A 13,106-nucleotide genomic window follows, 5' to 3' on the forward strand; every position below is an offset into this window, starting at 1 on the left:
AACAGGCCGCGACCGGCGCGAGAACCGCGACTCCCGCCAGCGTGACGGCGATCATCCGAGACACCCGCACGATTCATCTCCTCAACGCCCGGCACGTGTCCGACGCCGAGCACGCCCTGCTCTCCCAGGGACAGATCGAGGCCCTGCGAGCTCACCTGCCCGAATACGAGCAGCTCGTCGCCGAGACCGGCGCGGCCAGGTTCTCCGCACCGGAGATCGGGCATCTCAGCGATGACGCCGACATGCTCCGGCGGGCGCTCCGCGAGAGCGTACGCTCGGCGCACGAGGCGTTCCGCCATCTCGACCGATGATGTGAGAACCTGACCGGATGGAGGGGCGAACCTGTGCGGCGAGTGGTGGTCGATCCCGAGGTTCCCGCCCGGACCGCCGATCTCTTCCGCCAGCACGCATCGATGTTGTCGCGCATCCGCGCCGGCTGGAGCCCCGAGCCCGCTGAGCCCGCCTCCCGGCTGCCCGTCCGTTTCCTGTGGTCCGGAGGGGCGATGTCGGCGCTCCTGCTGGCCTGCCTGCTCTTCCTCGCGGACGCCGGGCAGCTGTTCTTCTTCGTGCTCGCCCTGCTCGCCCTCGTGGTCCTCGTCGGTTTCCTCACCGCCCGCGAGCCGCTGGAGCTGGAGGCGATCGAGCACGACCTGTATCGCGAGGCCCGCTGGTACGAGGGCCGCTACCTGCTGCCCGCCGAGGACTTCGACTACAACGCCGGCCAGCTGCTCGAACGGGCCCAGCAGGCGATCGACTTCATCCTGCGCTCCCGGGTCAACGCCATGGGCATGCTCGACGACGTGCGCAACGCGGTGATGCTCCCCTCGCAGGAATGGGAGATCGCCCAGCTGCTGACCAAGCTCTCCGCACTGCGCAACGAGCATCACGAGTTCGTGTACGGCGGCAGCACGCCGGAGGTGGCCGCGGCCATGGCACCACTGGAGCGTGCCCTGGCCGCCAGCGAGGCCGCCGTGCTCGCGCGGGTGGAGGCCCTGGAACGCTACGCGGGCCACGTGTCCGACGCCGAGCGGGCGCTACGCGCCCACGAGCAGATCGAGATACTCCGCTCACGGCTTCCCCGCTATGAGGAACTCCTGGCGGAGTCGGGCGCGGACGTCTTCGCCGTACCGGAGATAGGGAAGCTGACCGAGGACGCCGGCCACCTGGAACAGGCGCTGCGCGACAGTGTCCGTTCGGCGCACGAGGCCTTCCGGCACCTCGACGGCTCTGCCACCGACGGGGCCACCGACAGTGCCGCCAACAGGGTCGCCAACGGGGCCGCCGGCCCCTCGACCGCTCCGAGCGGGCCTGTCCATCCCCCGAACTCCGGGAACTCCGGAGAGGAACCTTCGGCCCCCTGAAGGCGGATCTTCCCTCCCCGGGCGGACCGGCCCTTGTCATGCGTCGCGAAGAAGACGAGGATAGCTCGCGTTCTTTGGAGGTAGCATGCGGATCCGCCTGGACACAACCCTCGGCGTGGTCGTGCTGGTCGACGTGTTACGGGTCTTCCTGCCCTCGTTGATCACGCTCTTCGGCCGGGCGGGAAGCACTCCCGCGGAGATGATGGGCCTGTACGCCCTCTCCTGGTTCGTCCTGGCCTTCCTGACCGTCCCGCTGGCCAGACTCGTCCAGCCGCGGCTGATCGCCCTCGGTGCCGGATGCCTGCTGCTCCTGGCCCGGCTGGCGCTCCAGCTGACCGGGGGCGGGGACCCGCAGCTGTACGTGGCCAGCCTCGGCCTGCTGGCCGGCCTGGTCTGGCTGGTGGCGACCGCGATGGGCGGCCGGGACGCCCGGCCCGTGATGGCCGGGGTGATCGTCGGCCTGGCGGCCTCCACGGTGATCCACGCGGCGCTGGACGGCATCGACCTGATGTGGCGGCCTGGAGCGATCCCGTGGGCACTGCTGGCTGTGGAACTCGGACTCTTCGGCCTGTTCCTGATCCGGGCGGAACTCCCGGACGAGGAGTACTCCGGTGCCCCCCGCGCCTGGCTGGCCATCGGCCCCGCCCTGCTGCTCTGGGGTCTCTACACGGGCAACACCGCGCACGCCCAGGCGGCGACCGTATCCGCCCAGCAGGCCGCCGCCGTGATCGTGGCGGCGTTCGCGGTGGTGTCGGCGGCGCCCGCCGCGCTGCCGGTGCTGCGCCGCCCGCTCCCGCCCGCCATCGCCCTGGTGGCCTCGGCGGTGGCGTTCACCCTGGGCAGGGCCACCGTGGACGGCGTCCACGGTGTGGCACCCGGCTGGACGATCGCCGCGCAGATCATCGGCCAGCTCGCGCTCGGCGCCTGTCTGGCGCACGCCGCGACGACCTTCGGCCCGGACAGGGCGGCGCGGCGGGGCCTGGCCGCGGCAGGAGGCATGCTGCTGTTCGTCGTGTTCGTCTTCGGTTACTACGCCGCCTACGACCTCTACCTTTCCAACCAGTGGGTGCCGGTCGGCGCGGCGCTCGTCGTCGCGGTCCTGGGTCTGGCGGGCGGCACGGGTCTGCCGCGCCGCTCCTACGACCGGCGGTTCGCGGCGGCCACCGTGGCCTCGGTCGTGCTGGTGGCGGCCGTGCCCCTCTGGCAGGGGGAGCGGCCTCGCTGGGAGGCACCGCGTGACGGGCTGCGGGTCGCGGCCTACAACATCAGGATGGGGTACGGCGAGTCCGGCAGGCTCTCCCTGGAGCAGCAGGCCGACGCGCTCAGGGAGTTGCGGCCGCACGTGGTGGTGCTGAGCGAGGCCGACCGGGGCTGGCTGCTCAACGGCGGCCACGACGGGGTACGGCTGATCGCCGAGCGGCTGGGCATGCACTACATCTGGGCCCCGGCGACCGACGAGGTGTGGGGCGACGCCCTGCTCACCACGCTGCCGATCACCTCGATAAGGAATCACGTGCTGGTTCAGGGCGGACCGACCGGCGCGCAGGCGCTGGAGGTCGGGCTGCGCTGGCAGGGCGGGGACATCACCGTGATCGGCACCCACCTGCAGCCCCCGCCGGGCTGGCGCGAGCTCGACCAGGTCGAGCAGCTCGGCGGGATCGTCAGGGAGGCCTCCAGGGGCGGCGCCCCGGTGATCGTGGCCGGCGACCTCAACCTTCAGCCCGGTGACCGGGCCTGGGAGGTGCTGACCGGCGCGGGCCTGACCGACCCCCTCGCCCCGGCCAGGCCGTTCAACACCATTCCGTCCCGGGGACACTCGGTCGAGCAGATCGACCATGTGCTCGTCACCCCGGGTTTCACCGGAAAGGACCAGGTCAACCCCGATGTCCCACATTCCGACCACCGCCCGATAGCGGTCACCCTGGTCGCCGGGCCTTGATCGGGTTCCGCTGGGTAGTGTCGGGTGCATGACAGGACGACCTGTACTGATCTTCGACGGTGACTGCGCTTTCTGCACGACGAGCGTCAGGTTCGCCGAGCGCCGCATCGGGGTTCGCGCCCTGGTCGTCCCCTGGCAGTTCACCGACCTTCCGGCGCTGGGCGTGACACGCGAACGGGCCGAGCGCGAGGTGCTCTGGGTCCAGGACGGCGGTGTGCACGGCGGGGCGCAGGCGGTGGCCAGGCTGCTGATCGCCGCCGGTCTCCCGTGGAGCCCGCTGGGGTTCGCGCTGCGGGTCCCGCCGTTGCGCTGGGCAGCCCAGGGGCTCTACCGCCTGATCGCCGGCAACCGGCACCGCCTGCCCGGCGGCACCCCCGCCTGCGCCCTGCCTCCGGACCGCCGATGAAGGGCGTCCTGCTCACCGGGTTCGAGCCGCTCGACGGCGGCGGCAACCCGTCGTGGGAGGCGATCGCCCTGGTGCCCGGGGTGCGGACCGCGCTGCTCCCCTGCCGGTTCGGCGAGATGCTCGAGCAGTTGCGCGCGGCGGTGGCCGAGCACGATCCGGCGGTGGTCGTGTGCGTCGGGCAGGCCGGAGGGCGGCCGGACGTGACCGTGGAGCGGGTGGCCGTCAACCTCGACGACGCGTGCGTCCCGGACAGCGCCGGGCGGCAGCCGATCGACGAGCCGGTGGTACGCGGCGGCCCTGCCGCCTACTTCGCCACGCTGCCGGTGAAGGCGTGCGTGGCGGCGGCGCGGGCGGTCGGGGTGCCCGCGAGCGTCTCGCAGAGCGCCGGCACGTTCCTGTGCAACCACCTCTTCTACGGCCTGATGCACCTGATCGCCACCGAGCGGCCGGGGGTCCGCGGAGGTTTCGTGCACCTGCCGTACAGCCCCGAGCAGGTCCTCGGCGAGGCCAGGCCCTCCATGCCCGTCTCGGTGTCCGCCCAGGCGCTCACGGCGATCGTGACCACCGCCGTCTCCGTCTCGCTGGGCGGTGATCTCCGCCTGGTCGGTGGCTCCCTGCACTGACCGGGCGCCCCGCGTCGGGGCCGTCCGCTCCTTTCGTCCCCGTTCCGGGGAAAGGCGGCCCGCCGCTCAGAGTGGCACGCCGTACACCACCCGGCGGCCCGCGAACTCGGTCACGCTCCACAGCGTCTTCTTGTCGCGGACGCAGGTGAGGTCCTCAGGCCCCACCGGGTAGGGCCGTCTGCGCACCGTGTCACCGACCACGACCAGGGTGCCGTTCCCCGCGGCGCCCGCGGTCTGGCTGAGGTACCAGGTGCCGTTGTAGGAGAGCGCGCCCTGGATCTTGTTCACGGGGAGCGCGTAGGCGTCCACGGCCTGGACGACGCCGCCGGCGGGGGCGTTCGGTGTCCCCTGCGCGGTCAGCGACCAGCGGGCCACCCGTCCGGCCGTGCCCGCCGTGTCGACGTACTCGCCACAGATCAGGGTGTGGGGGGTGCTGCTGCGGTCGACGGCGGTGTAGGAGAAGCGCACCGTGCCGCTGGTGGTGGTCCAGGCGTCGGTCTGCGGCATCACGTACCGGTAGCCGAACGCCTCGTAACTGCCGCCCTTCCTGCCGATCTCGGCCGTGCCCTCCCCGTTGACCTCGAAGATCTGCCGGGTGTCGAACACCCGCAGGCCCCGCGTGGTGTCGGCGACGTACAGCAGGCCGCCGTACCAGGCGACGCCGCCGGCGTGGATGTTGATCGGCGCGATGTTCCCGTCGGCGGCGACCCGCACCAGCAGGACGTGCCGGTAGCGGAGCGTCGCGGTGTTCAGGAAGGTCAGGCGCACACCCCGCTCGGCCCCCGACGTCGGCGAGTGGTACCAGCTCACCACGAACGTGTTCCCGCCGATCCCGGCGTCGGAGGCGGAGGTCAGGCCCTGGGGGTACCACTCCCTGGTGACGTTGTCGTCCGCGTTGAAGCAGTACCAGTCAACGGGTTTGGGAGTCATCTTGGCGAACGCCCCGGCACCGGTCGATCCCTTTCTGGCCGCGACGCGATTGGCCTTGGCCAGCACGGTGTCGAGGGAGACCCGTTGGAGTTCCTTCTCCAGGACCTTGATCCCGGCCGCGAGGCCGCCGGCGTCCCGTTTCAACCCGAACGGCTCCGCCGGTGCGGCCTTCATCTGACTCATGTGGGGGTCTCCTTGTCCGGTCTCGCCAGGATCGGCGGATCAAGATACGGAGTTCATGAGTATGCCTTTACTCAAATCCCTTTTGTAGTTAAAAGGGCCAGGTATGGACGGGCTCCCCGGTCCGTGACAGTTCCCGGTACCGGCTCACCAGGCGCGCCCGCGCCGCCTGGTCGCCCCCCATGCCCGCCAGCGCCTTCCGCTGCCAGATCGCACCGGTACGGCGGCGCGTGACGCGTTCCCGCACGATGTCCAGCGCCCACCGGATCTCGCCCGGCTCCACGCCCATCTTGCCGAGACCGGCCTCGGCGACCGGCAGCAGGTCCAGGGCGAGCCGCCAGGCCGGGACCTCCTCGCGCAGGCCGGGCCAGCTCAGCGGCGCGTCCAGGCCGTGGATCGCGCCTCGGTAGAAGTTGCGGTAGGCCCCGGCGAAGGGGAACTCCTCCACCGGATGGAGGGCCAGGGCCGCGGTCAGCCCGAGCAGGAACGCGCTGTTGGCCGCCATGTCCGCCGCGCTCGGCCCCGCGGGCAGGGCGCGCATCTCCACCCGAAGATGGCCGCCGCCGACCGGGTCGTAGACCGGCCGGTTCCACTGCCACACGGTGCCCTGGTGGAGCCGGAGCTCGGCCAGCTTCGGGACACCGCCCTCGGGCACCTCCTCCGGCACCGAGCTCATCGGCAGCACCGGTTCGTAGTCGCGGACGCATGTCTCGAACAGCTCCTCGGCGCTCTGCGCCCAGCAGGAGCCGAACGCCACCCGCCGGACCCTGCGGTCGAGCCGCTCGACGTCCCGGTCGTCGGCGGCCTCCTCGAACAGCGCGATCCTCGTCTCCTCCCAGAGCTGCCTGCCCAGGAAGGCGGGTGAGTTGCCACTGACCGCGAGGACCGGGCCGATGGCCAGCTGGGCGGCGTTGTAGACGCGGGCGAAGTCGGCGGGAGGCGTGCGGAGATGGACCTGCCAGGAGGTGTTGGCGCTCTCCAGGATCACCCCCTTGACCTCCAGCTCCAGCAGCTCGACCCCCTCGATGCGCACCCGGAACGGCTCCGTGCGCAGCCGTCGCATGCCCCTGGCCAGCGCTCGGTAGCGCCCCTCACCGCTCAGCGCCTCGTGGGTGAAGTCGAACTCGCTCAGTGAGGGCAGGATCCCGATCACCACGACCTGCCCGCCCTGCGTCTCGGCCGCCGTGTCCACCACGGCCATGATCTCCCGCATCTCGCGCATCATGGCGGTGAACGGCCGCCCGGCGATCGGCAGCGGGGTCAGGTTGGCCTCCAGGTTGAACCTGCCCAGCTCCAGCGTGAGCCGGTCGTCGGCGGCGACCGCCTGCACCTCCTGGTTGCGGGGCAGCGGGCGGCCGTCGGGCGTTATGAGGAACATCTCCAGCTCAGCCCCGATCGTCACGGGACCGGCCCCGAAACCGGGCCGCGCGAGCACCTCGCGGAGAGTGCCGAGCTGCTCCGCCAATCTCTCCCCGAAGCGGATGAACTCCACCTCGGAGTAACGGTCCTTGTCGACTTTCTGCCCCATCACACCGTCCGATCAGTTGGTCCTCGTGCTCCCTCCCTCTCTCCCAGCTTGCGCCTTCTAATCAGTGCTTTCGTCACAGCCCTCCGCAGACGAGGACGCATGGCACGTACGGGGCCCCTTGCCGCGTCTCCCCTGGCTTCCCACGATGCCTCGCGGGCGCCGCGAAGGGAACGGTGGCCGGGACCTGATTGAGTAGTGTCAGGTCCGAGTGGGGCCGAGAGGCGGCGGCCGGTAGCCGGAAGAGAGTGTGCACGGGTGCGAGCGGTGGTCTTCGACGATTTTGGAGCCGAGCTTGAGGTTCGGGAGGTGCCCGCCCCCGAGCCCCCGCCCGGCGGAGCGGTGATCCGGGTGGAGGCCACCGGGCTCTGCCGGAGCGACTGGCACGGCTGGCAGGGCCACGACCCGGACATCCGGGTCCTTCCCCACGTGCCGGGGCACGAGCTTGCCGGGGTGGTCGAGACGGTGGGCGCGGGCGTCGCCTCGTGGCGGCCCGGCGACCGGGTGACCGTCCCGTTCGTCTGCGCCTGCGGTTCCTGCGCGGCGTGCGCGGCCGGCGAGCAGCAGGTCTGCGAGCGTCAGACCCAGCCGGGGTTCACCCACTGGGGTTCCTTCGCCGAGTACGTGGCGATCGATCACGCGGACGTGAACCTGGTGCGGCTCCCCGAGGAGATGAGCTTCGGCACCGCCGCGAGCCTGGGCTGCCGCTTCGCCACCGCCTACCGGGCCGTGAACGCCGTGGGCCAGGTGCGGCCCGGCGAGTGGGTGGCCGTGCACGGCTGCGGCGGTGTGGGCCTGTCCGCCATCATGATCGCGGCCGCGGCCGGGGCCAGGGTGATCGCCGTGGACGTCTCCGCGGGCGCCCTGGAGATGGCCGGCGCGTTCGGCGCCACCGCCTGCGTCAATGCCGCCCCGGCCGAGGCCGATGTCCCCGCCCGGGTCGTGGAGCTCACCTCGGGGGGCGCCCATGTCTCCATCGACGCGCTCGGCAGCCCCGGCACATGCGCGACGTCGATCGAGAGCCTGCGCCGCCGGGGACGCCACGTCCAGATCGGCCTGCTGCCGGGGCTCACCGCGATCCCGATGGGCCGGGTGATCGGCTACGAGCTCGAACTTCTCGGTAGCCACGGCATGGCCGCGCGCGCCTACCCGGCGATGCTGGCGGCCGTCGCCGACGGCACCCTCCGCCCGGACGCACTGGTCACCCGTTCCATCGGCCTCCAGGAGGCGGGAGGCGCGCTCGCCTCGATCGGATCCGTCCCCGGCGTCACAATGATCATTCCGTCCCTGCGCTGACGGCGCGGGCCGCGAGCCAAAAGAGAACACGTTTCAGTTTTTTGTTGACCAAAACCTGGACACGTGTCTAGTTTGGGGGTCCCGGTTCGGCGAAGGACACGACGTGACAGTGCTGCCCGACTACTCAGGCCCCTTCGATCCCGGCTTCCGGCTGGAACGCCTCTCTCGCGGGGCGCTCGCCGTCCTCGGCAGAGAGTGGCTGCTCCACGGCCACCTGCAGGACCGTGTCGGCGTCCCGATGGTCCTGGAGCTCGGCGGCAGGCAGGAGGCCGAGCGGGTCGCCATCGAGGAATGGGCGGCCGCCAGCCCGATCTACTCGGTCAGGATGCAGGAGGCCCTGGGTTTCCGGGGTGACACCGTCTCGACCATCCTGAAGAACCTCCAGCTCGACATCGGGGCGCCGCCGCAGTTCATGGACTTCCGGCTGCGGCTGATCGACGAGCGGCACGGTGAGTTCGAACTGGCCCACTGCGGCGCGCTGCTCGACGTCGAGCCGATGGGCGAGGACTGGGTCCGTGGCATGTGCCACACCATCGAGGACCCCACCTTCGACGCGACGGGGTCGGCCACCAACCCCCGCGCGAGGTTCCTGCCGGTGCACCGCCCGCCCCGGGTACCGCCCGGCCGGACGCCGCACTGCCACTGGCGCGTCGAGATCTCCGACGCCGCCGAGCTCCTCGCGCCGCACCCCAACCAGGCCTCGGTGGCGGGGTCGCTGCTCGCCCGGCTGCCGATCACCTCGGGCAGGCTCTCCGCCGAGCCCGGCGGGCTGGACGACTACGGTGGCCCCTTCGACACGGACTTCCAGCTGGAGGACCTCTCGCACGCGGCGCTGCAGACCGCGCTGGAGGAGGTGGCGATTCAGAGCCACCTGCTCTTCCGCGGCTACCTGCTCAGCATGAGCGACCACTACGGCGAGCCGGCCGCCCGCGGCGCGGGGCCCCGGGTGCTCGTCGGACTGGCCGGCCTCACCGCGGGCAGACTCCACACGGCCATGAACGTCCCCGGCGACGACGCCGCCGCCATCGGCAGGGTGCTGCAACTGCATCCGACCTTTCAGCCGGGCTCCTACGTCGGCCTGGACGTCGAGGTCACCGGGCCGCTCCGGGTGAGATTCGGCTTCACCGACTCACCGATCTTCCGGGAGGCCGACCCGCTCACCTGGCTGGCCGAGCTCGGCGGCGACGGCGACCGTGCCCTGGACGCGGTGGTCCAGGCGGTCAACCCGCGTGCCCGGTGCGTCCCGGTCCCGGCCCGCGAGGGAGAGCGCCACGCCTACGAGGCCGTGATCGATCCCGGCGCCGAGCCCGCGCGCGAGGAGCCCGAGGTGCGCCTGGCCCGCCTCAGCGGCGGTGCCGGCTTCGCCTTCCACCGGCTGAGAGTCCGGACGGAGCCCGACGGGCGCACCCGGCGGCCACGCCCCGTTCGCCGTTGAACCGGCTCGCCGCGGCGCGCCCTAACCGATCCACAGCGATCCACAGGTCGCTTCCAAGAGGCCGCACCCAGACTGTGCGCACTGAACAAAAGGAGAACCTGTGAAGATCGCACTGGTCACCGGGGCCGGGCGGGGCATCGGCCGGGAGATCGCCCGGCAGCTCGCCGAGCGCGGGATGACCGTGTTCGCCGGGGTCCGCGACGAGAGCCACGCTCCCGAGGGCACCCGTCCCGTACTGCTCGACGTCACCGACCCGGCGGCGGCCGCGAGCGCGGCCAAGATCGTCGGTGAGGGGTTCGGGCGGCTGGACGTACTGGTCAACAATGCCGCGACCTGCGGTGACTTCGGCGTGGCCCCGGCGGAGGTGACCACCGAGCACATGCGGGTCACCTACGAGGTGGGCGTCTTCGGGGTCGTCACCGTCACCCACGCGATGATCCCGCTGCTGCGGGCGTCCGGCGAGGCCAGGATCGTCAACATGACGACCCGGCTGGCCTCGGTCGGCCTCACCTCCGCCGGGGACGACCTCAACGTCGCGTGGCCGATGCTGGCCTACAACTCGGCCAAGAGCGCGCTCAACGCGCTCACCGTGCTCTACGCCAACGAGCTGCGCGGGTCCGGGATCCTGGTCAACGCCGTCGATCCCGGCCACTGCGCCACCGACCTGACCGGCCACACCGGAACCCGTACGGCGGCCGAGGGCGCGGCGGTGGCCGTACGGATGGCGACCCTCGGCGACGACGGCCCGACCGGCACGTTCAGCTCGCAGGAGGGCCCCATCCCCTGGTAGACGGACCCACCGATGGCGACGGGCCGGGGAGAGCACCAGCCGGTGGCTCGCCCCGCCTGTCGCCGGCCGGATGAAACCGATGTCTCCGGCAAAAGCGGCCCCCACCATCAATGACCGGCCGGTCTTTTCATTCAATGAGTTCTGACAAGAAATCCCCCTCCCCAAAGAACGGGAACAGCGCAACGACCAGCCAAAACAGGGCATTAAATACTCATATAAAAGATTAAAACGGTGATAGCGTCGTCAACCATGCGTCCAGAAGACCTCGCCCTGCTCAACGTGCCCGGCAGCGTCACCCGCCACGGCGATCTCCTTCTCGTCGACGTGGCCCGGCCCGATCTGGAGGCCGACGCCTACTCCGGGAGCCTGTGGCGGGTGCCGCAGGACGGCCCGCCCGTCCGGTTCACCTTCGGTGACCGCGACAGCGCGCCGCGCATCTCCCCCGACGGTGCCTGGGTCGCCTTCCTGCGCGCCGGCGACGGCAGCCCGCAGTTGCTCGTGATGCCCACCGGCGGCGGTGAGGGCCGGCCGGTCACCGACCTGCCGCTGGGCGCGGGCGTCCCGGTCTGGGCACCGGACTCGCGCCGGATCGCGTTCGTCGCCCGGGTCGCCGAACCGGGCCGGTACGGCACCGAGGAGGGCATGGGCGCCGAGGCCGAGGCGCCGCGCCGGATCACCGGGTTCCGCTACCTGACCGAGGGAATCGGCTTCACCTTCGACCGGCGGCAGAGCCTGTTCGTGGTCAACGCCCTCGCGGACATCCCGGTGCCGGTACGGCTGACCGAGGGACCCTACGACGTCGACTCCCCCTGCTGGACACCGGACGGCGAGCACGTGCTGGTCTCGGCCCCCCGCGACCTCGACGGCGAGAGCCTGCACACGGACGTGTACGCCGTCCCGGCCGGCGGGGGCGCCCCGATCCTCGCGGTGCGCAGCGACGGCTCCGCCGAACATCCCGTCGCCCTGCCCGACGGGGAGGTGCTCTACCTCGGCACGGAGTTCTCCGGACTCGACGCGGTGGCCCACAACGCCGGCCTCTACCGCGCGCCACTGCGGATCACCGGCGAGACAGCGGCCAGGACGGCGGCCGGGACCCGGCTGACCGAGGAGGAGTCGGTGGACTGCGAGCCGTTGCCTCCCGTACCGCTGCGGGACGGCGTCCTGGTCGCGGTACGGGTGCGCGGCGCGGTCGAACTGCGGCTGGTCCCCTCCGGCGCCCTCGACGCGCCACTGGAGAAACTCGTCCCGGTCCTGGGCGAGCGGGCGAGCGTCAAATCCTTCACCTCCTACGGCGAGCAGGTGGTCGCGGTGGTGTCCACCCCCGTGAGCCCCGGCGAGGTGGTCACCCCTGACGGGCCGCTGACGGACTTCTCCGGCACCCTCGCCGGGATCGGCCCGCTGCTGGAGATCACCGCCGTCTCCGCCGACGGCTACCCGGTCCACGGCTGGCTGGCCCTGCCCGAGGGCGAAGGCCCGCATCCCGTCCTGCTGAACGTGCACGGCGGCCCGTTCCACCAGCACGGGTGGGCCTTCCTGGACGAGACCCAGGTCTACAGGGGCGCCGGGTACGCGGTGGTCCTGCCGAACCCGCGCGGCTCCTCCGGATACGGACAGGCGCACGGCCGGTCGGTGATCGGCGCGCTGGGCACCGTGGACGCCGACGACGTGCTGGCCCTGCTCGACGCCGCGCTGGAGCGACCCGAGTGCGACGCCGGACGGGTGGGCGTGATGGGCGGCTCCTACGGCGGTTTCATGACGAGCTGGCTGGCCGCCCGGCACGGGGACCGGTTCCGGGCTGCCTGGAGCGAGCGCGCGGTCAACGCCTGGGACTCCTTCACCGGCTCCTCCGACATCGGCTGGTACTTCGCCGAGGCCTACTGCGGCCCCGACATCGAGACGCAGCGCGCGATGAGCCCGCTCTCCCACGCCGACCGGATCACGCTGCCGTTCGCCGTGGTCCACTCCGAGGGGGACCTCCGCTGCCCGGTCGAGCAGGCACAGCGGATGTTCGTCGCGCTGCGCCGCAACGGCACCCCCGCCGAGTTCCTGCTCTTCCCCGGCGAAGGACACGAGCTCAGCCGCGGCGGGCGCCCGAAGCACCGCCTGCAGCGCTTCGAGGCGGTACTGGAGTGGTGGTCTCGCCACCTGTCCTGACCGGACCCGCTCCCCGGCGATGAGACACCGGGGATTTCCGCCGCGCCGTTTCCACGGCCTCCCGGAGGGTCGCCGCGTAGCGGAGCCGAGCGGCACCCGTCCGCCTCGCCCCCGGCAGGCCCACAACCGGGTCAGGCCAGGCAGGTCAGGGGCCGGCCCCCGTTCGGCGCCCAGCGCCCTGAGTTCGTCGAGCGCCGCGATTACCAAACGGTTCCGGAGGAAAGAAATACTCACTCGGTCTCCCGATGGCGTGAACATTCCTCCCGTGTCGAATGCCCGGTACGGCAACAAAGCGGGCGCGGTGCGCGTCCAACAGGCCATGAAACATTCCATCGGCGCCGGACTGCTCGCCGCCACCTCGGCGCTGGCCATCCACCTCGTCCGGGAGATGGGTAGTCGCCTGTACGCCGGTCGCATGCGCGAAGGCGTCCAGCCCATCCTCGTCGGGGAATACCCTGGCAGCGGCA

At 71.7% G+C, this 13,106-nt stretch carries 11 protein-coding genes and 1 pseudogene; 10 read left to right on the forward strand and 2 right to left on the reverse strand.

Annotation, left to right across the window (positions count from 1 at the left end; genetic code table 11):
- The 5 genes and pseudogenes from ABZ260_RS33190 to pcp form a co-directional block, all read left to right on the forward strand.
- Positions 1-311: pseudogene (locus ABZ260_RS33190) on the forward strand (hypothetical protein); the annotation flags it as partial.
- Between the two features lie 33 nt (positions 312-344).
- Entirely contained in the window at positions 345-1,361 is a 1,017-nt protein-coding gene (locus ABZ260_RS33195) for a hypothetical protein (RefSeq protein WP_355625655.1), read from the forward strand.
- An 85-nt stretch (positions 1,362-1,446) separates the two neighbouring features.
- Positions 1,447-3,300, forward strand: a complete 1,854-nt coding sequence (locus tag ABZ260_RS33200; RefSeq protein ID WP_355625657.1) for an endonuclease/exonuclease/phosphatase family protein — start codon at positions 1,447-1,449, stop codon at positions 3,298-3,300.
- A 28-nt stretch (positions 3,301-3,328) separates the two neighbouring features.
- Positions 3,329-3,706 (forward strand): DUF393 domain-containing protein, encoded by a 378-nt coding sequence (locus ABZ260_RS33205; RefSeq protein WP_355562849.1) that lies wholly within the window; start codon positions 3,329-3,331, stop codon positions 3,704-3,706.
- Positions 3,703-4,329, forward strand: coding sequence for a pyroglutamyl-peptidase I (pcp, locus tag ABZ260_RS33210; protein WP_355562846.1), 627 nt, complete (start codon positions 3,703-3,705; stop codon positions 4,327-4,329). The genes ABZ260_RS33205 and pcp overlap by 4 nt, the downstream gene beginning before the upstream one ends.
- A gap of 66 nt (positions 4,330-4,395) precedes the next feature.
- Here the strand turns inward: pcp and ABZ260_RS33215 are convergent, their stop codons facing one another.
- Positions 4,396-5,442, reverse strand: coding sequence for a hypothetical protein (locus ABZ260_RS33215; RefSeq protein WP_355625659.1), 1,047 nt, complete (start codon positions 5,440-5,442; stop codon positions 4,396-4,398).
- 88 nt (positions 5,443-5,530) lie between these two features.
- Entirely contained in the window at positions 5,531-6,967 is a 1,437-nt protein-coding gene (locus ABZ260_RS33220) for a glutamate--cysteine ligase (RefSeq protein WP_355625661.1), read from the reverse strand.
- A gap of 255 nt (positions 6,968-7,222) precedes the next feature.
- On the opposite strand from ABZ260_RS33220, the gene ABZ260_RS33225 reads away from it, so the two are divergent.
- The 5 genes from ABZ260_RS33225 to ABZ260_RS33245 all read left to right on the forward strand — a co-directional run.
- Positions 7,223-8,260, forward strand: coding sequence for an alcohol dehydrogenase catalytic domain-containing protein (locus ABZ260_RS33225; protein ID WP_355625663.1), 1,038 nt, complete (start codon positions 7,223-7,225; stop codon positions 8,258-8,260).
- Positions 8,261-8,363: 103 nt separating this feature from the next.
- Positions 8,364-9,695: a hypothetical protein gene (locus tag ABZ260_RS33230; RefSeq protein WP_355625665.1), complete on the forward strand. Its 1,332-nt coding sequence runs from the start codon at positions 8,364-8,366 to the stop codon at positions 9,693-9,695.
- Between the two features lie 100 nt (positions 9,696-9,795).
- On the forward strand, positions 9,796-10,485 hold the full coding sequence (locus tag ABZ260_RS33235; protein ID WP_355625667.1) for an SDR family NAD(P)-dependent oxidoreductase: 690 nt from the start codon (positions 9,796-9,798) through the stop codon (positions 10,483-10,485).
- 249 nt (positions 10,486-10,734) lie between these two features.
- Positions 10,735-12,639 (forward strand): S9 family peptidase, encoded by a 1,905-nt coding sequence (locus tag ABZ260_RS33240; protein WP_355625669.1) that lies wholly within the window; start codon positions 10,735-10,737, stop codon positions 12,637-12,639.
- 250 nt (positions 12,640-12,889) lie between these two features.
- Positions 12,890-13,106: hypothetical protein (locus tag ABZ260_RS33245; RefSeq protein WP_355625671.1), on the forward strand; the 217-nt coding region annotated here is incomplete at its 3' end.

Origin of the sequence: Streptosporangium sp. NPDC006013, assembly GCF_040614275.1 — a bacterium.
Classification (GTDB): domain Bacteria; phylum Actinomycetota; class Actinomycetes; order Streptosporangiales; family Streptosporangiaceae; genus Streptosporangium.